The organism is Parapedobacter soli, assembly GCF_025460835.1.
Taxonomy (GTDB): domain Bacteria; phylum Bacteroidota; class Bacteroidia; order Sphingobacteriales; family Sphingobacteriaceae; genus Parapedobacter; species Parapedobacter soli.
In genome coordinates this window covers 1-21,866 of the sequence record NZ_JAMXAY010000017.1, presented here as the reverse complement: position 1 = coordinate 21,866, position 21,866 = coordinate 1, and the positions used below count along the sequence as shown (strand labels likewise).

Below are 21,866 nucleotides of genomic sequence, written 5' to 3'. Positions count from 1 at the left end.
CCATAAGTGATGTTATTGCGCGGAGTTAGGCAACAAACCGCCTTCCGAATAAAGGCCCTCATCTAAATGTGAGAAGTCGAACCAAACACCCGCTTCCCTGCGCTTATTACCGCCACTGCTGCTAATCCGGCCAGCAGGCCGAAAGACAGCTCCTTAATGACAGGCGGCATATTGGGCACCAAATGGTGCAGGTAGTCGATGTTATGTACAAAAATGCCACCCGAAACCAACAGCAGCGCTATAGTGCCGATTACCGACAAGCTTTTGATAACTACTGGCAGCGACTTTACCAGCAGTTTGCCGAGCGTGGATAGCCAGCCCTTCTCGTTGCTATAGGAGATGAGCCGATGGCCTGCATCGTCCATCCGCACAATGAGGGCCACAATGCCGTACACCCCTACCGTGGCTAGTAGCGCGACTATCGATACAGTGAGTATCTGGATGGCGAGGCTTTTATCGAGTACAGTACCGAGCGCGATGATGACAATCTCTACCGATAGGATGAAATCTGTGGTGATGGCAGCTTTGACTTTCGTCTTTTCCACGTCGCTTGATTTTTCTTCTTGTTCCTCTATTACCTCCTGTCCTTTTTTCTTTCGGTGGAACAAGAACTCGATTACTTTCTCTACCCCCTCGTAAGCCAGGTAAAACCCGCCCAATACCAAGACCACCTTGATGGCTACCGGAAAGAGGGCATTCAGCAGCAATGCCAGTGGAATGATGATCAGTTTATTCAAAAAAGACCCTTTTGTAATGGCCCATAGTACCGGCAGCTCGCGCGAAGCCAGAAAACCGGTAGCTTTCTCGGCGTTTACGGCGAGGTCGTCGCCTAGTATGCCTGCTGTTTTACGCGTAGCGATTTTACTGGCCACGGCCACGTCGTCCATCAGTGCCGCTATATCATCCAAAACTGCAAAAATACCTGATGCCATTGCCGATGGTGTCGTTACGGCTGTAAACTTAGTAAAATCGCCGGTCTATTCCGTTGTCAGTTTAGATTTTTTCCCATCCCCAGGTAATCTGTTAGCTCCTGTGCTGCTGCCCGCCCGGCACGGTTGGCACCGATGGTCGATGCGGAGGGACCATAGCCTACCAGGTGGATGCGGGGGTCTTTGGCCACCATGGTGGCCAGCCGGCCGGCCATGGTAATGCCCCCGGTAGGTTCGCGCAACATGAGTGGCATCAGGTGGTCCAGTGAGCTGCGGAAGCCGGTGCACCACAGGATGACGTCCACATCGAGCGTGCGGCCATCGGGCCAGCGCACGCCGGTGGGTGTTATCTCGCCAAACATGGGCTGTCGGTTAAGTACGCCCCGCTTGCGCATGGCCTCGATGGCCGGTGTGATGGGTAGCCCGGTTACGGAAACCACCGATGCCGGGGGCAACCCTTGGCGCACGCGCTCTTCCACCATCGCCACCGCTTGGCGGCCCCGCTCGGGGGTAAATGGCCCCGGCTCGAATACCGGCGGGCGGCGGGTCACCCACGTGGTGTCCGTTACCTGCGAGATTTCGTCGAGCAGCTGGATGGCCGAGATACCGCCGCCGACGATAAGCACATGTTTGCCCGCGAACGCATCAGCTGTTTGGTAATCGCGGGTATGCAGCTGGCTGCCCTCGAATAAAGATGCCCCGGGATACTCCGGTATGTATGGCTTATCCCATGTGCCTGTAGCGTTGATGATGCCCCGGGCCGAAAAGAGGCCTTTATCCGTCTCTACGCGCAGCAGCCCATCCCGTTCGCACACTACGGTCACCTTTACGGGCCGGTATACCAGTAAGCCAAACTGGCGTTCATAGACATCGAAGTATTGCGGTACGGCGCTGTTGGCCGGAACCTCCTCGGCCCGGGTATCAGCCACGGTCTCAGAAAAAGGGAGGCCCGGGAGGTCGTGTATACGGTTGGCCGTACTCAGTGTGAGCGACGGCCAGCGGTATTGCCAAGCGCCGCCCGGCCGGGGCGATTGGTCCAGTACCACGAAATCGCGGCCCGGCTCCAGCCCCAGCTGTTTGAGGTGGAAAGCCGAGGAAAGCCCGGCCTGTCCCGCACCGATAACGGTGATGGTGGTTTTGTAAATCAGTTGGGCGGAAGAAGAGGCCATGCCGTATTTTTTGTTGCGTGCAATATACAAAATTCCGCTAGCCACGTTTTCCAAAAAAAAGCCCGGAAGCTACGCGGGGTGCGCGCGGCTTCCGGGCCGTTAAGCTTGTTGTAGTTTAAGAACCCCTACTGTTTCACAAATTCGCCGTCGGCCTTGATCCGTACCAGGTCGCTGATCATCGGCTCGGGGAATCCGGGACCTACGTTAAAGTCGGAGCGCTTGATTTCGCCGGTAAGTTGGAATCCTACGGTTTCTTTGCCGGTTTCTTCATCTACCAGCTTACCGCGGTATACTAGGTCCATGGTTACTGATTTGGTAACACCGTGTATCGTCAGGTCGCCTGTGAGCTTATACTTGTTTTTGCCTTTCTTTTTGATAGCCGTGCTTTTGTAGGTGATTTCCGGGTATTTCTCTACATCGAAAAAATCTGCACTCTTCAAGTGGTTGTTGCGCGCTTCCACACGGGTATCGATAGAGGCTGCTTTGGCTGTCAGTTCGAATACTGCGTCGCTGAAGTCCTCTTTTGTGGCGCTCACCTTCACGTCAAAGTCGTTGAACGTGCCCGATACGTCGCTCAGCCCCAGGTGGGTCACGGTAAATTGCAGCTGGGAGTGTGCTTTGTCGTTTGTCCATAGTGTCACTGCTGCAAAAACTGTTGATGCTACAAGCAGTGCAATCGCTAATAATCCTTTTTTCATGTCAATGATTTTTCGTAGTTATAAAATAGTTAAATATTAATTGTGTAAGATTTTCCAACCGGCGTGCCAGTTATAGTTGTTCTTCACCGTGAGCTGGATCAGCAGCAGCTGCATGTGTTCCAGTGTATGGCTTACTGCCAATCCACCGGCCACAACCGGATTGAGCCCCATGCTTTGCACCAACTCGGTGACAGTTTGCACGGCCTTCTCATCGTCGCCTGCCACATAGGCATCTGCCGGTACCCCGGCAATCACCGGCTCGGCAAAGTTTGCGGCATAGGTGGTGTTAAACGCTTTGACCACCTGCGCATCCGGCAACAGCTTTTGCAGCTCTTGTGCAGCGCTTGAGTCGGCTGGGGTAACCATTCCGTCGAATGTTTCGTTCATGGGGTTGGCTATGCTGATTACGATTTTCTGGGTGACGTAGGGCCTTATTTCTTCAGCTACCGCTGCTTCTGCGGCGTAGGGAACTGCGAGGATAACGATATCGGCCTCCCAGCTCGCATCCTTGGGGCAGCCGATGGCTTCCACATCGGCCCCGCTGTTCAACGTGTGGATGTCGTTCTTCAGTGTCTGGAGTTTGGTGTCTTCGCGACCGAAAAGCAGTAGCCTGTTGGATCCTTTAGCCAACGATTTGGCAATGGCAGAGCCCATATTCCCGGTGCTTCCGATGATGGCGATTGTTGATTTGGTTTTCATATTTCATTCCTCCTTTTGTGATGATACAAAGGTACGGCGATGGAGGTGCCGCCCCAATGACATATGATAAGGAATGGCATTGATATATATCAACACTTCCCGCTTTCGCTTACGAAACCTGCTTCCGTATCCTGCTCAGCGTTTCGGGGGTTACGCCGAGATACGACGCGATCATGTGCTGCGGCACACGGAGCAGCAGGCGCCCGTCGCGCTCCATGAACCGGAGGTATCGTTGTTCTGCCGTGAGGCCGATAGTCTCTTCCAAGCGGCGCTGCAAGGCAACGTATGCGTTTTGGTAGAGTATCCGCAGGTAAGTCTCCATAGCCGGTACGTCCGCCAATAGCGGCTGCAGGCGGTCCGCTTTCAAAAGCAACAGCTCCGAATCTTCCAATGCCTCGATGTATAGCTTGCTTGGCTCTTCGGTAAAGAAACTATACAGATCTGCCATCCACCAGGATTCGAAAGCAAACTGTACCACGTTGATGGAACCCTTCTCCGAAGTGGAGTAAGAGAACAGCGCGCCTTTCGATACGAACGCCATGCGGGTGCATACATCGCTAGCCTCCAGCATAAATTGCTTCCGGCGCAGTTTCTTCGGTACGAAATACCGTTTCACCCGGTCGAATTCGTCGGTGGTGAGTGTTATGTGTTGCCTTAAGTTTTTCTCTAGTTCGCTAAACACGGTGTTTGCTTTTCCCGATAGGCAAGCTGCCCGTCGGTTTTACAAACATAATAAACTGGGATGGCAAAACGCATAGCTATTTCTTATCTTTACCAAAGCTTAGCCTGCGGAATCAAACTCCTTGTTTTCCGGTATTGTCCAGACCCCTCAGAACCCTTATTTTTGACCGATTTATTAAATAAAAGCGAATACATGTATCTGTTTTCCCGATTTACGACAAATCACCTATCCCGTTACCTTTTTATCGCCTTACTGCTGTTTACCGCATGTGCCAAAACCGATTCGCCAGATCCCGATGAGGAGCAGCCCGGCGACAATACGCCGTTTACGGAGGGCACCCTTGAAATGGGCATGTATAGCCATGGGGTAGACCTGGGTTTTTTCATTAAGGAAATCGACTTTTCGCGCGACGATGTGCCCGAGCAGTTTGCTGAGCTGGCCGAGAACAGCGCAAAGGCACAGGCGTTCCTTGCTCTTCTGGAAGAATATTCCGAAAGCAACCCCGTTGCTGCACTCGGTCTCATGATGAATGCGGTTATTGGTACGTATTACGTAAAGGGCGATATCGTGTTGGGCAAGGCGCGCGGTTTCGGGTACCAGTTCGATAATTACCACGACGCCAAGAATGACATAGGGAAGATTTTCATGCGTACGTTGGTGCAGACGGATGAGATTGCCGAGGAAGACCGCGAGCTGTCGTTGACTTATGTGCCTTCTGTCGATCTGGGTGTCGGCAGCGGAAGCTCGATGGACATCGCGATATACGATCGTGAAGTTTCATCAAAAAGCCAGGTAGTGGCGGGATATTCATGCGACGTCTCAACGTACACGATTAAGTCGCAGCATATCCCTGAGCCCGACCCGAACAACCCGCTTCCACCCACGCCAGTCGTCTACAAGCTCGTTGTATATACTTCCGATGCCTTTAATAAAACAATCAATTTCACGCATCCGTTTTACCTGCCGGAAGAAGCCGGCATCCTGAAGTTGGAGATTTATTATGACAATGGCGAGGAGCCTACGCTGGTGATGGAACCCGAAAATATCACAGCCCGCGCCATTACGGATGCGGAGCTGCAGATCGAGGTGTCGGAGCCGGTTTACAGCTTTACCGATTTCGAGGTTAGCTGGAAGATGATTGCTATCTTTTTCAGTGGCTGGGGAGCGCTGGGAGTGGAAGAGTAAGCGTTTGATAGGGTATCATTGGTATCATTGGCTCCGTTGGCTAAGCCTGTACCTCCGATTTTCGGTACCGTTACGGCGACCGGCCCGTATTAAGGTATGGTCTTATTTGAACTTCACCCGTATGAACCGCGGGCGGTAAAGATTCGGCGTTTTCTTGATGTCCGCTAGGAAATCGAAGGAATTTACGTTGTAACTGATGAGCAGTTCATTTTTTTCGGACAGGTTGAAATGCGCCTTCGCGTTATACACGAATAAGCCCTTCTGTTCCACTTCGGGGCAATCCCATAATTCCTTGATGGGGCCAAATGGCCCTGCCGGTGAAAGGCCTATGCGCAATCCCACGGACGTGCCGATTCCATCCGTTTGGAACACCAGCGCATACCGGCCGTCCGGCAGCGGCGTTACACTGAGCTCGTTCGATGCGCGGTCGGCGATCGGTGCTGCTTTATCGATGTCGATGTTCCAGCCAGCTCCATCCCAAAAGCGCCATGCGGTGAAGTGCTCGAAATCCTTTGGGGCCACGCGGGCTACCAGCACGTGCTTCTTTGGTCCACGCACGCCGTATACATATACATAGCCATCGGGGTCTGGGGCACCCGCTGCGATTGTATTTACAAAGATGCCCGCCCCAAACGATCCGTTGTTGCCGTTGTCCACCGGGTCGCGGATAAAGAACGGCGTATCCATCTGGCGATGGTCTTTAAAGGGAGGCTGGCTCCCTGCCGGAATGGCAATCAGCGTATTGCCCACTTCTTCGAAGGGGAACACAGCGGCATCGGTATGCCTGATCCGGTAGCCAAAAACATACGTCGTATTGTCCAATTCCTGGTTTACGAATCCGTCGCCCAACCAATAATACTCGCCCGGTTGGGTTTGGGGTGTCTGCGGCACAAATACCGACGTGGGCTTCCCCGCACTATCGCTATCCCAGAAGAATTGGATACGGTCTTCGTCGGGCGTCGTCCCGTCCAGTGTGGCCACCGAATTATTGATCATTACCGAGCCCGGCTGCAGTTCTCCGTCTTCTATCTCGCCGATCATGGTATCGCTGAATACTAGCAACGTTTTGCTGCCTTGTGTAGACTGCGGAGTATCCACCCCGTGGAGCGGAATCGTGAAAATGCCGTCGGCACCAAACCAGCCTGAGGTACGGTCAAACAGCCCCGTCCATTCCGGGGCATCTTCGACCGTATAGCTGAGGTTTATCGTGTCGGTGGTCGGTGTGGCGTCCCGTTGCGCGGTGCTGGAGTTGCCACAAGCTATGCACCAAAAAAGGATTGCCGTGATGGGTAGGAGAGCGGACGGTTTGCGCATGGTTTTTATCGTTATTGTATAGCAAATATGCTGTATTTCAGGGACAAAACAAACGCAGAACGTGATTTTGGCTACAACCGCGCCCGGTTTGGCTACATGTGCGCCACTATGCCGCCCGACTTTTGTACCGTTATTTCATTTAAACATTAAGACGATGGCACAACAACAAACAGATACAGCACGAGCTGTGAAAACGACAACGAAAGTATGGTTCATCACCGGCGCCCCAGCCTCCATTGATTGCACTGGTAGACGGTGTGGATCGGCCGGTTGTGGGCCTACCACTAAGATCTCTTTCCGGCCCAATCTGGGAGGCACGTTACGGTAGGGGCAGACCCAGGTAGCGGGGAAAAAGTAAAAAAGGTTTGGAAGTGTGTATTATATACACTACCTTTGTTGNAGATCTCTTTCCGGCCCAATCTGGGAGGCACGTTACGGTAGGGGCAGACCCAGGTAGCGGGGAAAAAGTAAAAAAGGTTTGGAAGTGTGTATTATATACACTACCTTTGTTGCATCATAATTTAGGTTTATAATTGGTTAGTAAAGGTCTCCATTCTCCCCGTTTGGAGATCTTTCATTTTAAGCCCATCCTACTCCGGTTTACCCCATCAATTTATCCGCATACCTCGCTTATAACCCCGCAGGTAGAGCCAGGCGAGGGCAGCTACGACCATGGTGCCGAAGAAGATGTAGGGAATACGGCCGATGCGGTCGTAGTACACCCATCCGGCGATCAGCGCGCCCAGTCCAATCCCCGCTTCGAGGGCGATGTACATGGTAGCCATGGCCTTTCCACGTTGGTGCGGGTTGCTCAGGTCTATGGTCCATGCGTTCACGGCGGGCGAGAGGATGCCCGCGCCAATGCCGTACACGGCGGCTCCCGTTACCATCCAGAAGGGGCTTTCGCCCCACGCCAGAATCCCCATCGATAGGATGAGTGTTGCCAATCCATACTCGATGACCAGTACACGGCCGTGCTTGTCGGAGAGCCTGCCCGAAAAAAAACGGATGGCCACCGAAGATATGGTGAATGCCACGAAAAACACGCCCCGGTTGGATATCCCCAGGTGTGTGGTCCAATCGGGTATCAACGTAAGGATAGCGCCATAGGCGACGTAGGAAAGTAAGGTAACGATGGCCGCCGGGATGACCCGGGGGTCGATGATATCCGTACGCGATATGCGGAATGACGATGCACGCAGCGGTTGTCGCTTCGGTACGGGCAGCGTCTCTTTCATGTTCATCAAGATCACGATAGAGAGCAGTGCGAAAACCGAGGAGCAGTAGAAAAGGGCGTCAATCGAATAAGCCTGGCTGATGGCGCTTCCCACCGCCGGTCCGATGGCCATTCCCAAGCTGAAGCACAGTCCGTGCAGGCCTGCGGCTTCGCCCCACCGCTCACGCGGGATGATGTCTGCCACGTATGCCGCCGTAGCCGTGGGTTTGAAGCCGGTTGAAAAACCGTGGATGAGGCGTAGGAACAAGAACCCCGACACGGTAGACAGCACGGGGTAGAGGAACCCGCATACAAAACAAACGATAGAGCCCACCGCCATCACCGGCACGCGCCCCACCGTATCGGTCAGCTTGCCACTAAACGGCCTAGATATCCCTGCGGTGAGCGTAAACAGCGCGATGATCAGCCCTTTATATTCACCGCCGCCCAGGCTGCTGAGGTAAGCCGGCAGTTCCGGGATCAGCATGTTGAAGCTGGTGGAGAAAAGCAGTGAACTCATGCAGAGCAGGATGAACGGCAAACGGTAAATCGATTGTGAAGTGTGCTGCATGGGCTGCAAAGCTAACCAAATAAATGTCCGTATCGGATTAGTTTGTTATATTGGGGCGCTTATTTTTCCGATCCTTACATCTATGGAGCCATTTTTACCACTACAAAATGAATTTGAAAGAATATATTGTTCGCTAACCGCCCAAGAACCACTCACTGTCGACCGTGTGCGGCAGGAGCCACTATTGCGGATTATAGACCAGTCTGATTACCTCATCACCATTCACGATGTGGAATATTACCGCCCGATATGCATCAACGAAAAGCTCAGGAAGTTTTACGGGTTTGAAAATCAGATCCTGCAGGGCATGGACCATTTTTATTACCTGAAGACCATGCACCTTTCCACTTATTACACGCTGATCGAATCGATGGTTTTTTTCCGGAACAATAACCCCGGCTATCTCAATCTGAAATATAAGCTCTTGGAGTCGGCCGGGCAATGGCGGAAGACAATCGGTACTTCAAAGGCGATCATTCACAATGGGCGGGGCAATCCCAAGGTGGCCATGACGGTGATGGTACCTTTGGAAATCGATGAATCGGTATCTAAGTATGAGCAGTATCTATCCCTTACCACCCGTGAGCTGGAGATTGTCGAATTGCTTTATGCCGGTCTGAGCAAAAAAGAGATTGCGGCGAAACTATTTATTTCGCTGGGTACCGTCCTTACGCATGTTAAAAACATCTACCGTAAGTTGGGCATCAATAAAATATCCGAATTGTCGCGGGTGGTTGAGCAATTCAGCATCGGGGAATAGTCCAGGTTTCATCTACTTGGCTTGATCACATCAAAATGTTGGTGCCCCATCAGCGGGGCACCAACAGTATATATAACTACCAACCCGGGTTTTGTATCAAGTTGTCGTTGAGCTCGATATCCGAATTGGAAATCGGATAGAGGTACTTTTTATCGTCGAAACTACGCGATTCATTCGCTCCCCAGATCAGGTGGCCGGATGTTCCGTTGGTGAGCTTGGATATATTGTTGTCAATCACGAAATACGTTACGCCAGATTGTGGGGTTTCCGGTGTTTTTGAGACGAAAGAAACATCGGGTGTACCATTGCCGTCCAGGTCCATGGGGAGGTCCATGGCCGGCACATAGATGCCCATCCAGGGCATTTCGACCAATTTTCCTTTTTTCCACCGCATCAGGTCTTGGTGCCGCATGTTTTCATAGCACAGCTCTATGCCACGCTCCCGCCTTACCTCCAGGAGGTACCTGTCTGATATTTCGGGGAAATATACTTCTTGGAGATACGGGTCGGCTGTTTGTGGGATGGCGGTATTTACCCCGGCCCGCTGCCTAAGCAGTCCGATGGTCTGTGCCCATACCGTCTGATCGAATTGGCCCAGCTCTGCCTTTGCTTCGGCATAATTCAGCAGCACTTCGGCATAGCGCATCAACGGTATGGTGTTATAGGCTTCGCCTATGCCATCCAGTCTTTTGTCGTCCATGCTCCATTTGAGGATATGATATCCCGTAAAGGTGTAGCCGAAGTTGGGTGGCGCCGCACTTCCATCGCTCCTTTGGTAGCCCAGCGACCGTACGGTCTGCGCCAGGCGGTTGTCGCGGTTTGCCATCTCATCGACAAACAGCAGTTCATCGTACCCCGGCTTATCGGTGAACCTGCTTCCGTCTGTCATCAGGTAGGTATTGATAAACTGCTTGTTCAGCCCCCAGCGGGAGCCGTATGTTGCTGAATTGAATTTCCATGTCAAGGCGTGCCACCGTTTCAGCGCGTTGTTGAATACCAGCGCGAACATGACTTCTTGGTTAACGGCATTTTCAGAGATGAATAACGTCCGGTAGTCGCTTTCGGGGTTGCCGGTGTTGTACAGCGAATACGTTCCGGCGTCCATCACCATTTTTGCCGCATTGGCCGCTTCGGTGAGCCACTGGTCTGCTGTGGCGGCCAGGCCCAGCTCGGTGTGGTATTTCCGGTATGTCCCTTCGTAAAGCGCTATCCTTGATTTATATGCCAGCGCCACTTGGCGTGTAATCGTGGAGGAGGTGTTGTCTTTGGCTTCGCGGATGTTCTCGGTTGCGAAGTTCAGGTCGTCCAGCACGTGCTGCATCACCACCTCCCGGGGGTCCTGTGTTTTATACAGGGCCTCATCGTCGGTGGTCAGCGGCGTGTCATACCAGGGCACATTCCCATACCTTTGCACTTTTTCGATATAAAACCAAGCCCTGAAAAACCGGGCTATGCCCGCATAGTGGTTTCTGGCCTCCTCAGAGATAGCCTCGTTGTTGTAGTTGGCCAGGAAATAGTTGATGTTTCGCAGGTTGGTCCAGTTCCAGGAGCCTTCATTTACCGACGAATAGTTTCCAGAGATAAAGTTTGAGCTCTGGGTTATGGACGAATAGTCGGCCATTGCGTCGCCTTGCGTCGCCGCATCCGCCGATGGCAGCATTCGCTGGTAAAACGAGTTTGTATAGAGTTTCAGGTCTTCTTCGGTTGCGAAGAACGAGCTTGGCACCAGCTTGTCGAATGGCTCTGTTTCCAGGAAATCGCTGCATGATTGGGAGAGCAGCAGGCCTAGGCTGGCAGCTATATATATAATCGACTTTTTCATGATCATTGTTTCTAAAAACTAACAGTTAGAATGTAAGGTTAAGTCCCACGGTGTAGGATTTCAGCATCGGGTAGGCATCGCCTTGGCCGTGGCTATTGGTCATGTCTCCGGCCGGGTTCTCGATGATTTCGGGGTCGAAGTTGTCGGTGTGTTTATACAGCCCCGAGAATGTCAGGATATTTTGCCCACTGACGTATACCATGGCTTTTTTTACGCCGGCCTTAGCCAGCCACGATTGGGGCAGGGTATAGTCGAGTGAAACATTTTTCAGCCTCAGGTAGCTGGCATCCTGGAGGTACCGTGTTTGGGGTGCTCCCAATGACCTGCCGGTACCCAGCGCGGTATATCCCCTGTATCTGGGCCAGTAAGCGTCGGGGTTTTCGGGGGTCCAGTAGTCATCCATCATGATTGCCGGCTGGAAGCCGTAGGGCCGGTTATACGGTCCGTAGAAAAGATCGGCCTCGGGCGCAAAATACCAGTCGCGCTTGGCGATGCCCTGCACGAATGCCGAAAGCCCCAGGCCTTTCCAGTTGGCAGACAGGTTGAAGCCAAACTGATACCTCGGCGAGTTGTTACCGATGATCATGCGGTCGCCCGGGTCTTCCAAGGTGTTTTTGCCCTGGTTGATCACTCCGTCGCCATTCCGGTCGGCAAACTTCAGGTCTCCGGCAAGGTATTCGTTTGTGTTGGAGTTTAGCAGGAAGGTTTGGTCTGCCCAGTTGGCCGCCTCTTCGTCTGAAGCGAAGAAACCGAGGGTTTCATACCCCCATATATCGCCCACATTCATGCCTTCGTAATACGAGGAAAGCAAATTGGTGGGGTTGTTGAATTTCAGGATTTCAGACCGGCTGTCCCAGAGCGATCCGGATACACTGTAGTGGAAGGGTGTTCCGCCCGCGTCGAATTGGTCTTTCCAGCCCAGGGTCAGTTCCCAGCCGTTTGTTTTCAGGTCGGCATAGTTGCCGAATGGCACCGAAGCGCCGAATACGTTTGGCAGCGGTTGCCCCGCGGTAAACATATCCGTGGTGACGCGGCTGAACCAGTCAAACGTTAGGTTGAACCTCCCCGAAAAGAGGGTGGCGTCCATACCGAAGTCGAGCGTGGTGGCTTTCTCCCAGGTCAACCCATCGGGGATGACGCCCGGAATGGACGTGTAGGGTGTCTGCACCCCATTCAGGATTACGCTGGTTTTGGCTACAGACATGGCTTCCATGTACCGGTACGGCGCCACGTTCCCGTTTCCAAGGGAGCCATAAGACGCCCTGAGTTTCAGGTTATCGAGCCAGGTGCGGCTGCTAGCCATAAACGTTTCCTCGGATATGTTCCAGCCAGCAGAAGCCGACGGAAAGAACCCGTAGCGCTGGTTACTGGGAAACTTGGACGACCCGTCATACCGGCCGTTGAATTCGAGCAGGTACCGGTTTTTGTAGGCATAGGTCAGCCGGTAGAACACTCCCAGGTATTTCCACTCGTTGCCCCCACCGGCAATGTTGTAATTCAGGCCGTCCATCAGGTTGAAGTCCGGTTTGCTGGGCACCAGGAGGCCATCCCGTTGGGCATCGAAATTTTCCCACAGGTTCGATTCGATGTTGTATCCCACCAGTGCGCCCAGGTCATGCGCGTCGTTGAATGTCTTTTTCAAGTCGGCCGTGATATTAGATCCCCAGTAGGTCGTATTGTCGGTTAAGGTGCGGTATAGGCTATTGCCATACCGCCCGGTCTGCCCGGGCGCGTCACTGAAATACACGTAGTTATTGTGCCGCTTATCGTTATTGAACGTTTTGGCGTAAGTGAAGTTGGCCTTGAAGGTCAGCAGATCACCGAAGGGCTTGGCCGTTAAGCTGGGGGTGGTCCGTACGAAAAACCGGTTCTGATTCGAGCGGCTGCTTCCATCCATAAACGAGGCGCCCGATTCTACCGCCTGGCGTGTGTAGGAGCCGTCGGGGTTATACACCGTAGCAACGGGAAAGCCGGATACGGCCCAATACCTCCAGATACCGGCGTCGCCGTTGGCAAGCAGCGGATAGCCGTATTGATATGTGCTGATATCGACATTATTATCGAACGACAGCCAGTTGTTCAGGTCTACTTCTCCCTTGGCCCTTACGTTCCACTTATCAAAATCGTCCGGCGAGTGCCTGAATATACCATCTTGGTGGTAGTAGAGACCCGAAACGAAATATCTTGCCCGGTCGTTCCCCCCGGATGCGCTGATGGACGCTTCCGTTGCCGGCATCCGATCCCGGTGCAGGGTGCCAAACCAATCGGTGCTGCCAAAGTACTCGTATCGTCCCAGCGATTCGTTATAGACCGCATCGCCCTGGGCAGGGTCATGGTTTTTGAACCGCTCCAGCCATTCCAGTGAGAAAGGGAAGTTGGCATTGATGGTTATGGGATGAGTTTTATAATCGTACCAGGCGTAAAACGCATCGTCGAAATTTTTGGCCCACGTATAGCCATCGGTCACGAGGTTGGGCACCACCGTACGCTCATTGACCGACTGGCTTAACCGCACGTCGAGCGTGGACCTGCCCTTGTCGGGGCTCTTGGTGGTGATCAATACCACTCCGAATGCTGCCCTGGAACCGTAAATGGCGGCAGAAGAGGCGTCCTTCAATACGGAAACACTTTCCACGTCATTCGGGTTGACCAAGTTTGGGTCGCCTTCAACCCCGTCAATCAGCACCAGCGCATTACCGCCCGCCCCGATGGAGGTTATCCCCCGCACGTTGAATGCGGCGCCACGTGTAGGCCCACCGTCGGCCATGCGCAGGTTGAGGTTTGGCAGTGTACCTTGCAGCATACGGGTCAGGTTAGGCTGCGGTCTGTTTTCGAGCACCTCTGAGGTAATCTGCGACACTGCTCCGGTGAGGTTGATTTTCTTTTGGGTACCATAGCCGACCACAACCACCTCTTCCAAATCGTTCCTGCTGTCCAGCCGAATAACGATATCGCGCATGCTGCCACTCACCTGGTGGGTCTGGGTCTCAAAGCCCACATAAGATACCACCAGCGTCGCATCCGTCCGGTCGGCTTCCAGCACGAACCGTCCGTTTTCGTCTGTTGAAACCGCCTTGCTCGTGCCCTGAATGGCCACCGTAGCATTCTGGATTGGCTGGCCATCGCCGTCCAATACTCTTCCCGAGAGGGTGGTCTGTTGCCGGCTGTTTGCGATCAGCGCTTTGTCTCTTGTTGTGAAAGCCGTAGCAGCCTCTCCAACCCATGGAAACGACAATATCGTTCCCGCCAATAAACCTATTGGTACACCTACTTTCATTGTTAAAAAATTAGTTCGTTTTATTATTTCACCGGCAAAATTAGCCAAGCAATGTTACCAGTATGTTAAGTCGGTGTTTGTTTTAAGGGTATGCACTAAAACGTTACGGGCGGGTTACAGGTGCCGGGGATGAAGCAGTGACCACGTGGTCGTAAACCCGCGTTTCCGTGGCGACGACCTGTCCGGACTCATCCGTAAGCGGAAAAATGTACTGCGGGGTCATGGTCACCTCATAACCCTGCGCACCCTTGGGGACGACGTCGACTACCAGGTGCCCGTAGTGTTTGCCTCCCGAAAGGAGCTGGTGCCCGCGCCAGTGTTCCGGCGCATCCACGTGTGCCACCCACTGCCGGTATGCGTTGAAGCGTCGCGGGTCGCGGTCATCAATGGAATACCCGAATCCGTCTCCGGCAATGCCGACATCCCAGAAGTGGATGCCGTCTACCAGCGAATGTTCGAGTGACTCGTTGTGGCCGCAGATGACCGCCACCACGCCGTATTTTTTAAACATCGGCGTATAGGCGCGCATGGGCACACCGGCCTGGCCCGAGCTTTTTTCGGCCGTCAGCGGCAAGATGTGTCCGCCGCTGGAGTAGGGGATGTGGTGGAATTGCACGAAGATGACCTGGCCGGCCTCGTGGGCATCCCTTAGCTGTGCCTCTGCCCATTTCCACTGGTCAGATCCGCGGCTGATGTCGGGCAGGTCGTCACCCGGATAGGTCGATATGCTGATGTTGATGTTGGTGTCGTTGTCCGTGCTGTCGGGCAGCCCGTTGGATGAATCCAGCGTAATCACGGTAACCGGGCCGTAGTCTACGCGGTAATAGGTATCTTGGTAGGTCGGATGCCCGTTACTGGGCAGCGAAAAGTAGGCTTTGTATTTGGCTCTCGACTGAAACACCGCCTGTGGGTCGTAGCCGCCGTTGCGTGCGCCGAAGTTTTCCCAGTTGCCGATTGCCGGCAGCAGCAGCGTCTGGCCAAGCACATCATCGAATTTGCCGGCCGTATGGAAGAAAAACTCATCCCAGGCACGCTGGTAGCCGCCACCCTGCACAATATCTCCCGGCACGATGATAAAATCGGGCTTTTCCGCTTTGATTTGCCTTAGGTTCGCTTTAAAACCGGCTGTCTCGGTGAGCAGGTAGTTGTCCAGGCCTTCCGGTCTGCCGGAACTCTCCGCAGTCTGTTTCCCTGCCGCCCATGGGCGTTTGGTGTGCCGGCCTTCCGGGTCGGTCTCGCTATCGGCAAATGCCACAAACCGGATGCGTTCCCGCTGGCCCTGTAGTGGGGCGGCCGCAAACGCGTTGGTGTAGCTTTCCGTGCCCTGTATAACCCGGTAAGCATAGGTGGTTTGTGGCTTCAGGCCCCTCAACACCACGGTGTGCTTCCAGCTGGCATTGCGGAACATGTCGGGGAAGCTGCCCCGTTCGGATTCTTCCAGTGCCGAGTAGTTCAGCGCCGCAACAAGGGCGGGTGCCGGTGTATAATATTGGGTGTCTGTCGTATTCGGTTCCCACACGGCCAGTTTGCCCGCCATTTCTTGGTCGGTAAACCAAGTGAGCTGGACCGCGCCTGCGCTATCGGCAGGCAGCAGGTAGGGGGTTATCCTGAACTGTCCAAAACAAGCGATGGAAAAAATGGCTATGCAGAAGGTTGAAAGGATTGTTTTTCTATACATGGGGCGTCATCTATTTTTATGCAAAAGTAGCAAGCCGATGTTACCTCAATGTTATGTTTGTTTCCACCCTTTCTTTCGCTTTTCCGCAGCAAAAAAATGGAATTATAGATGAAGATCTAACGCTGTTTTATTCCAGAAGTTTACAGGAATGGCCCCACATAAAGGAATATCAATATTTTGAAATCCCGTTTGATTCTGACTGATTTTTAATTCCATCGAATTCGACGGGTTTAGAATCCGGAACGTTTTTTTGGCATCCGTTTTGGTTAACACACATAAGTTTTGATAAATCACAGCATATATAACCCTTAGTACATGAAAACGATCCACCCAGTATTAGTATTCAGTTTGATTTTCGCCGTCGGCTTTTTTTCTTCCTGCAATAAAATCAAAGAAGTCCTGAAAGCAGATTTTGACTATGAGGCGGCGCCTATTACCGTAACCATACCGGCAGTACCGGTTGTTCTAGGCGACATTGAACTGACCAAGGAGGTAGCGATGGATCTGGATGCGATCATCCAGCAAAATGCCCCGTTGGTCAGTGCCAACAATGTCAGGAAGATCAATCTCACCGGCATCACCATCGAAGTGGCGGGTGCAGACGATGACAACAACCTCCAGAACCTGGAAGCCATCCGGGTGGCGGTCGGAGCCGATGGTGTTGAAGAAAAGGTGATAGCGGAGATTGCCAACAATCCGGATGTGTTCGAAACGTCGCTGTCACTTAACGTAACAGACGGGGCGGTGGATCTGAAACCGTATATCATGAAGGGAAAGTTTGACTATAAGCTATATGCCAAACCCAGGAGAGGTACGACCAAATCCTTAACCGTTACGGTTAAGACGTTTTACACGTTCGTGGTTGGGGTGTAGGGGTAGTTTTAAGGTAAAATCCGGGTATGGAATTTTTCAGATTAATTCTTAACCGATGAAGAGAAACGGGTATTTTTCCGAATACCTCAGGAGATCCGGGTATTTTTTCAAATTAAATCACCCGGATGACACCCCGACTAAGGAGTGACAATCCTTAAAATATAGTCGTCTCCTTCTTCAAAAGCATTGCTTTTGGTCAGTACGCCCTGCATCACCTCTATGTCTTCTCCTATTAGCGTTGCACTAAACAATTGCGCCCGTTGCAGCATCCTGATATAGGTGTCGGGGAGCCTGCGGCGCGTCAATTGCCGTAGCGCACCTAGATAATCTGTCCGAAATACCGTTGGTATGATGATTTTCGTCTGTTGCGCTTTGACCAGTTCTGCGTTCATCATCACCCTTGCCACACGGCCGTTCCCATCAAGAAAGGGATGCACCTCACTTATCATGAACATCATGAAAGCTGCCTTTGCAAATGGGTCTTCAATCGCACGATAGAATTCGAAACCCCGCATCAAAGTTCCCCTTACCAACGAGAAGTCGACGAACTCCGTATTCCCTGCACGGTTATTCCTATCCTTGAATTCACCTGGACTCTTGGATGGCCTTCCACTCAGCATAACCTTATGGCGGTATCGCAGAATGTCCAGGAAATGGTCTGCCCGCTCTGGGGTTACGGTCATTTCCGTCCGGTTACTGACGACTTGGTAAGTGCCGAGCACATCGTGTGAATCTTCATCACGTGTTGGCATTGGTTTTCCCGTTTCAATAATCTTCAACGCCTCTTCCACCTCAAATTTGGTGCCCTCAATATAATTGGAAAAATAGCTTTCAAAAAAGGCAAAATTTCTAAATGACGTCGCCGATAGATTATTTTCCGGGACCTCACCGAATACTCGGTTTTGCAATTCCACGAACAGGGTTTCAAAAAGACTTATCCGTTCCGAATCATAGGGATGCCCAAAGGCCCTCGCCATGGCGACAGGAGATGTCAAGATACCTGAGGGCTTGGTTGCTAATAATGCACCGATTAATTTATCTAGCTTCTCGAATTCCTTTTCCATGCCGATCGCCTGCCCGATTGTTCTTGCCTTATCTCGAAGTGCGTTTAGCCCGTCTTCTCCTTTGGCAACGACAATCTGTTCGAGGCGTTCCTCTATCTGCGGTAGGGGTAAGGTCTTTGATTGCGGCCCCGGCCTTCTAGATTCCTGCAAATTCTCCAAAATAGCACGCTCCGATTGAGAAACATACAGCCCTTCAGTAAAAGGGTTGTCTCCTGCTATGGCGCCGGCGCCTTTCATTATATTCAAGGTTATGCCTGGCAGTTTCACATTTCGGCTATACGTGTATGTTAAGAATAGATCGCCTGTAGACGTCGGCCTATATTCCAATGCGGATCGGTGGCTTAGTAAAATCCCCGGAAAGAGATGTCCGATAATCCTAAAGATATGGGGGCGTATAATATCTGCTGGGTTCCCATCTAGCTGAGGCGTGTAAATTCTCGGTGCAATCTTTCGTATTTTCCCCTCTTTTAGAAGGATGGATATCATCCTGCTGGTCGCCTTGTCACTAGACGAGAAAATAATATCTTGTAAATGAAGGGGGACATTTTTATCCATATCGCTTTACTTTACCAGGAATTTTTCGAATTAAATAGGGTCAATCAGCCTGCATTGAGTAATTTTTAAAACTAATTAATGCAAACATAGGAATTTTTCTGATTAATAGCTTGCCTCACCGCCATCTTCGCCGAAGTATTCCAAGGGTAACGCGGAATTCACGGAGTTCCTCCTAATTCCATATATCCAAGGTTTTCAGTTGTTCAACAATCGGCACATCGGCGGGTGCCCAGTCGTATCCTCAGTACATGAAAACGATCCACCCAGTATTAGTATTCAGTTTGATTTTTGCCGTAGGTTTTTTAGCCTCTTGCAAGAAAATCAAAGAAGTTCTAAAAGCGGATTTTGACTATGAAGCAGCGCCTATTACCGTGACCATACCGGCGGTACCGGTAGTTTTAGGCGACATTGAGCTCACCAAGGAAGTAGCGATGGATTTGGATGCGATCATCCAGCAAAATGCCCCGTTGGTCAGCGCCAATAATGTCAGGGAGATTAATCTCACAGGCATTATCATCGAAGTTGCCGATCCAGACGAGGACAACAACCTCCAGAACCCGGGAACCATCCGGGTGGCGGTCGGAGCCGATGGTGTTGAAGAAAAGGTGATAGCAGAGATTGCCAACAATCCGGATGTATACGAAACGTCGCTGTCACTTCCCGTAACCGACGGGGCGGTGGATCTGAAACCGTATATCATGAAGGGAAAGTTTGATTATAAGCTATATGCCAAACCCAGGAGAGGTACGACCAAATCCTTAACCGTTACGGTTAAGACGTTTTACACGTTCGTGGTTGGGGTGTAGGGGTAGTTTTCTTGACTCCTTCACCGACCAAAGTGTAAAACTTTTGGGACTATCCCGCATCGTTGTCGCCGACGCATGGTTTACCAATAACTCTTTCATCGATGCCAACCTGAAATACCTCTACACCGGCCCCCGGAAACCCGGCCGCGGAAGGCCCAGGACATGCGACGGTAAAGTCAACCACGAAGACATCAAAACCGAACATTTCCCTGAAGTGGAACTGGAAGATCACGGCCACGATACATTTAGCTGGTTCGTGATAAGTTTCCGAACCTCTTTCAAAAATAGTAGGACCCGGAATGGATATTTGTAAGTAAGGAATAAACAAATCGGTGATGAAAATGCGGTTAGCGGATGATGAGTTGAGTAGTTTCTCGGTAATCGGTATATTTGAACGGGTTTTAACGGCACAATAATCTAACCTAGCTTATGAAGGAATTAGTAGACCAACAGGAGTATCAAGCATTAGTCAATCAAATATCTGACACCTATAAGCAGGGTAGGCAACTGGCTGCTCAAGCCGTAAATAAACAGTTGGTGCAGACCTACTGGGAAATAGGCAGGTATATTGTTGAATTTGAGCAAGGAGGTAAAGCGAAGGCCCGTTATGGCGATAAGTTATTGTTGCGTCTTTCCAGTGATTTAACACCCGCCTATGGCAAAGGTTTTAGTCTTAGCAATCTCAAACGGATGAGGCAATTTTATAAGCTTTATCCAATTGGTGCGACACTGTCGCACCAATTGAGCTGGTCGCATTTTGTAGAACTTCTTAAGATAGAAGATGAATTAGAGCGATCATTCTATGAGAAGCAAACAATTAATGAAAAATGGAGTATCCGAGAGTTAATTCGCCAAAAGAAATCCTCCTTATTCCTCCGCTTAGCTGCATCCAAAGATAAAGACGGCATTATGCAATTAGCCCGGCAAGGGCAACAGGTAACCAAACCCGATGATATCATCAGGGATCCGTATGTGCTGGATTTCCTGAAAATACCCGAGCGGCATCATTACAGCGAATCGGAACTGGAAAGCCGAATCATTGAGCACCTGCAACATTTCCTGTTGGAACTGGGTAAAGGCTTTGCATTCATCGGTCGGCAATATCGGATTACCTTGGGTAATCGGCATCACTATGTCGATTTGGTATTTTATCACCGTATATTGAAATGCTTTGTATTGATCGACTTGAAGCGTGAAGAAGCTGGATATGAAGATGTCGGGCAGATGAACATGTACCTGGGTTACTTCGAAAGTGAAGAAAATACCGAAGGGGATAATCCGCCGATTGGTATCGTGTTGGCCAAAGAAAAGGATGAATTGCTCATTCAATACGCCATGCATAACCTATCCTCGCAGTTGTTCGTTAGTAAGTACCAGTTATACCTGCCAAATAAAGAAGAGCTTCGCGCTGTTATTGAGGAAACGTTAGATAACGATTTAGAATGAGTTATATACTATGCCCCGCTTCAAAACACTTCAACTAAAGATTACACTTCTGGAAACCAGACCGAGCGTTTGGCGCCGGATTGTCATTCCCTACGGTTTTAATTTTTACCAGCTTCACCAGGCTATTCAGGCCGCATTCGGATGGGAGAACAGCCACCTGTTCGAATTCGGTAAACAAGCGTTGAGCGACCCTGATGGCATCGGAATTCCCAATGATGAAATGCCGGTAAAAGATGCCCGCCGGATAAAAATCAGTACTATTTTCCGCAAAATAAGTGATAAGTTCACATACGTATATGATTTCGGTGATCATTGGGAGCACCAAATCGTGTTGGAAGAAATCACCAACAAAGAAATCTATACGGCTTACTGTATTGGTGGCAAAAACGAATGTCCTCCGGAAGATGTTGGCAGCACCCATGGTTACCGTGAAATGGTCGATACGTTTGCCCATGGCACAGCGGCGAAAAAGCGGAGTTACCGCCAATGGCTTGGCTTACGATCAAACGAAGATTGGGATCGGGCATACTACAACCAACGTGAGGTCAATAAGCGCATGGCATTGATCGCACCGGAAGAGCTGACGTTTTAAATATTTACACAACTACAAACATTTGCTTTGGTTTGCACAAACGGATTGGGGTGTCCCCCGTACCCCTAGTCAAATCCATTGATGAATATGTTCCGGGGCAAACATTCGAGCAGCTCGTCGTCAGTAGGCTTCAGCCATTTTTTGGCCGTTCCATCCACGAGGTCTGCACAGCGTTTTTAGTGAGCTATAAAGTAGACCAGCCGGTTATTTACCGAAAGCTCACGAAAGCAATTTTGACCGCCATCTTCGCCGAAGTATTCCAAGGGTAACTCGGAATTCACGGAGTTCCCCCTAATTCCATATACCCACGGCTTTCAGTTGCTCAACAATGGGCAAATCGGCAGGTGCCCAGTCGTATTGGTCTAAGTCATCCATGACAATCTAAAGGTACAATCTTTCCATTATCTTTACAATCGGTGACAGATACATTAAAAATAACCGGAGTCATCGGGGGAGATTTTGGATTTGTTTCCAGAAAAGGTAACTTCCTCTATAAATTAACAGTCACATCATTCCCATTGCGCATTGGG

At 51.2% G+C, this 21,866-nt stretch carries 19 protein-coding genes; 8 read left to right on the top strand and 11 right to left on the bottom strand.

Annotated features, from left to right (window positions below; genetic code table 11):
* Positions 1-62 precede the first annotated feature (62 nt).
* The 5 genes from NGM62_RS09455 to NGM62_RS09435 all read right to left on the bottom strand — a co-directional run bounded on the left by NGM62_RS09455 (position 63) and on the right by NGM62_RS09435 (position 4,177).
* Positions 63-932 (bottom strand): DUF808 domain-containing protein, encoded by an 870-nt coding sequence (locus NGM62_RS09455; protein ID WP_262247444.1) that lies wholly within the window; start codon positions 930-932, stop codon positions 63-65.
* A 56-nt stretch (positions 933-988) separates the two neighbouring features.
* Entirely contained in the window at positions 989-2,098 is a 1,110-nt protein-coding gene (locus tag NGM62_RS09450) for an NAD(P)/FAD-dependent oxidoreductase (RefSeq protein ID WP_262247443.1), read from the bottom strand.
* Between the two features lie 125 nt (positions 2,099-2,223).
* Complete coding sequence (locus NGM62_RS09445) at positions 2,224-2,796, bottom strand: YceI family protein (protein ID WP_262247442.1); 573 nt, start codon at positions 2,794-2,796, stop codon at positions 2,224-2,226.
* Positions 2,797-2,832: 36 nt separating this feature from the next.
* Positions 2,833-3,495, bottom strand: a complete 663-nt coding sequence (locus NGM62_RS09440) for an NADPH-dependent F420 reductase (protein WP_262247440.1) — start codon at positions 3,493-3,495, stop codon at positions 2,833-2,835.
* Between the two features lie 109 nt (positions 3,496-3,604).
* Positions 3,605-4,177: a Crp/Fnr family transcriptional regulator gene (locus NGM62_RS09435; protein WP_262247438.1), complete on the bottom strand. Its 573-nt coding sequence runs from the start codon at positions 4,175-4,177 to the stop codon at positions 3,605-3,607.
* A 192-nt stretch (positions 4,178-4,369) separates the two neighbouring features.
* Here NGM62_RS09435 and NGM62_RS09430 point away from each other — a divergent pair, with 192 nt between their 5' ends.
* Positions 4,370-5,362, top strand: coding sequence for a hypothetical protein (locus tag NGM62_RS09430; RefSeq protein ID WP_262247437.1), 993 nt, complete (start codon positions 4,370-4,372; stop codon positions 5,360-5,362).
* A 102-nt stretch (positions 5,363-5,464) separates the two neighbouring features.
* Here NGM62_RS09430 and NGM62_RS09425 read toward each other — a convergent pair whose 3' ends face one another.
* Together NGM62_RS09425 and NGM62_RS09420 are read right to left on the bottom strand one after the other, a co-directional pair.
* Entirely contained in the window at positions 5,465-6,676 is a 1,212-nt protein-coding gene (locus NGM62_RS09425; RefSeq protein WP_262247436.1) for a DUF4185 domain-containing protein, read from the bottom strand.
* 608 nt (positions 6,677-7,284) lie between these two features.
* The gene (locus NGM62_RS09420) at positions 7,285-8,463 is read right to left on the bottom strand and encodes an MFS transporter (protein ID WP_262247434.1); all 1,179 of its coding nucleotides are present in this window, start codon (positions 8,461-8,463) and stop codon (positions 7,285-7,287) included.
* A gap of 82 nt (positions 8,464-8,545) precedes the next feature.
* Here NGM62_RS09420 and NGM62_RS09415 point away from each other — a divergent pair, with 82 nt between their 5' ends.
* On the top strand, positions 8,546-9,223 hold the full coding sequence (locus NGM62_RS09415) for a response regulator transcription factor (RefSeq protein WP_262247433.1): 678 nt from the start codon (positions 8,546-8,548) through the stop codon (positions 9,221-9,223).
* Between the two features lie 76 nt (positions 9,224-9,299).
* Here NGM62_RS09415 and NGM62_RS09410 read toward each other — a convergent pair whose 3' ends face one another.
* The 3 genes from NGM62_RS09410 to NGM62_RS09400 form a co-directional block, all read right to left on the bottom strand.
* Positions 9,300-11,045 (bottom strand): RagB/SusD family nutrient uptake outer membrane protein, encoded by a 1,746-nt coding sequence (locus NGM62_RS09410; RefSeq protein WP_262247431.1) that lies wholly within the window; start codon positions 11,043-11,045, stop codon positions 9,300-9,302.
* A gap of 25 nt (positions 11,046-11,070) precedes the next feature.
* Positions 11,071-14,322, bottom strand: a complete 3,252-nt coding sequence (locus NGM62_RS09405; RefSeq protein ID WP_262247430.1) for a SusC/RagA family TonB-linked outer membrane protein — start codon at positions 14,320-14,322, stop codon at positions 11,071-11,073.
* 103 nt (positions 14,323-14,425) lie between these two features.
* Positions 14,426-16,000 (bottom strand): purple acid phosphatase family protein, encoded by a 1,575-nt coding sequence (locus NGM62_RS09400; protein ID WP_262247429.1) that lies wholly within the window; start codon positions 15,998-16,000, stop codon positions 14,426-14,428.
* Between the two features lie 315 nt (positions 16,001-16,315).
* On the opposite strand from NGM62_RS09400, the gene NGM62_RS09395 reads away from it, so the two are divergent.
* Entirely contained in the window at positions 16,316-16,873 is a 558-nt protein-coding gene (locus NGM62_RS09395) for a hypothetical protein (RefSeq protein WP_262247428.1), read from the top strand.
* A gap of 137 nt (positions 16,874-17,010) precedes the next feature.
* On the opposite strand, the gene NGM62_RS09390 is transcribed toward NGM62_RS09395, so the two are convergent.
* Positions 17,011-18,174 carry a Fic family protein gene (locus NGM62_RS09390; RefSeq protein ID WP_262247427.1) on the bottom strand — a complete coding sequence of 388 codons (1,164 nt, stop codon included), beginning with the start codon at positions 18,172-18,174 and terminating at the stop codon, positions 17,011-17,013.
* A gap of 566 nt (positions 18,175-18,740) precedes the next feature.
* Between NGM62_RS09390 and NGM62_RS09385 the strand changes: the two genes are divergently transcribed.
* The 5 genes from NGM62_RS09385 (at position 18,741) to NGM62_RS09365 (ending at position 21,605) form a co-directional block, all read left to right on the top strand.
* Positions 18,741-19,298, top strand: a complete 558-nt coding sequence (locus tag NGM62_RS09385; RefSeq protein ID WP_262247426.1) for a hypothetical protein — start codon at positions 18,741-18,743, stop codon at positions 19,296-19,298.
* Between the two features lie 43 nt (positions 19,299-19,341).
* A complete protein-coding gene (locus NGM62_RS09380; RefSeq protein WP_262247424.1) occupies positions 19,342-19,611 on the top strand; it encodes a hypothetical protein in 270 nt (89 codons plus the stop codon).
* Positions 19,612-19,727: 116 nt separating this feature from the next.
* Positions 19,728-20,744: a PDDEXK nuclease domain-containing protein gene (locus tag NGM62_RS09375; protein WP_262247423.1), complete on the top strand. Its 1,017-nt coding sequence runs from the start codon at positions 19,728-19,730 to the stop codon at positions 20,742-20,744.
* 10 nt (positions 20,745-20,754) lie between these two features.
* Positions 20,755-21,336: a plasmid pRiA4b ORF-3 family protein gene (locus tag NGM62_RS09370; RefSeq protein ID WP_262247422.1), complete on the top strand. Its 582-nt coding sequence runs from the start codon at positions 20,755-20,757 to the stop codon at positions 21,334-21,336.
* Positions 21,337-21,368: 32 nt separating this feature from the next.
* Positions 21,369-21,605 (top strand): hypothetical protein, encoded by a 237-nt coding sequence (locus NGM62_RS09365; protein WP_262247420.1) that lies wholly within the window; start codon positions 21,369-21,371, stop codon positions 21,603-21,605.
* Positions 21,606-21,866 lie beyond the last annotated feature (261 nt).

Excerpts from the sequence above, each read along its gene's own strand:
- NGM62_RS09445 (WP_262247442.1), bottom strand. The coding sequence starts at position 2,796 with ATGAAAAAAGGATTATTAGCGATTGCACTGCTTGTAGCATCAACAGTT.
- NGM62_RS09455 (WP_262247444.1), bottom strand. The coding sequence starts at position 932 with ATGGCATCAGGTATTTTTGCAGTTTTGGATGATATAGCGGCACTGATG.
- NGM62_RS09450 (WP_262247443.1), bottom strand. The coding sequence starts at position 2,098 with ATGGCCTCTTCTTCCGCCCAACTGATTTACAAAACCACCATCACCGTT.
- NGM62_RS09420 (WP_262247434.1), bottom strand. The coding sequence starts at position 8,463 with ATGCAGCACACTTCACAATCGATTTACCGTTTGCCGTTCATCCTGCTC.
- NGM62_RS09430 (WP_262247437.1), top strand. The coding sequence starts at position 4,370 with ATGTATCTGTTTTCCCGATTTACGACAAATCACCTATCCCGTTACCTT.
- NGM62_RS09440 (WP_262247440.1), bottom strand. The coding sequence starts at position 3,495 with ATGAAAACCAAATCAACAATCGCCATCATCGGAAGCACCGGGAATATG.
- NGM62_RS09425 (WP_262247436.1), bottom strand. The coding sequence starts at position 6,676 with ATGCGCAAACCGTCCGCTCTCCTACCCATCACGGCAATCCTTTTTTGG.
- NGM62_RS09415 (WP_262247433.1), top strand. The coding sequence starts at position 8,546 with ATGGAGCCATTTTTACCACTACAAAATGAATTTGAAAGAATATATTGT.
- NGM62_RS09400 (WP_262247429.1), bottom strand. The coding sequence starts at position 16,000 with ATGTATAGAAAAACAATCCTTTCAACCTTCTGCATAGCCATTTTTTCC.
- NGM62_RS09370 (WP_262247422.1), top strand. The coding sequence starts at position 20,755 with ATGCCCCGCTTCAAAACACTTCAACTAAAGATTACACTTCTGGAAACC.
- NGM62_RS09405 (WP_262247430.1), bottom strand. The coding sequence starts at position 14,322 with ATGAAAGTAGGTGTACCAATAGGTTTATTGGCGGGAACGATATTGTCG.
- NGM62_RS09385 (WP_262247426.1), top strand. The coding sequence starts at position 18,741 with ATGAAAACGATCCACCCAGTATTAGTATTCAGTTTGATTTTTGCCGTA.
- NGM62_RS09395 (WP_262247428.1), top strand. The coding sequence starts at position 16,316 with ATGAAAACGATCCACCCAGTATTAGTATTCAGTTTGATTTTCGCCGTC.
- NGM62_RS09410 (WP_262247431.1), bottom strand. The coding sequence starts at position 11,045 with ATGAAAAAGTCGATTATATATATAGCTGCCAGCCTAGGCCTGCTGCTC.
- NGM62_RS09375 (WP_262247423.1), top strand. The coding sequence starts at position 19,728 with ATGAAGGAATTAGTAGACCAACAGGAGTATCAAGCATTAGTCAATCAA.
- NGM62_RS09390 (WP_262247427.1), bottom strand. The coding sequence starts at position 18,174 with ATGAAAGGCGCCGGCGCCATAGCAGGAGACAACCCTTTTACTGAAGGG.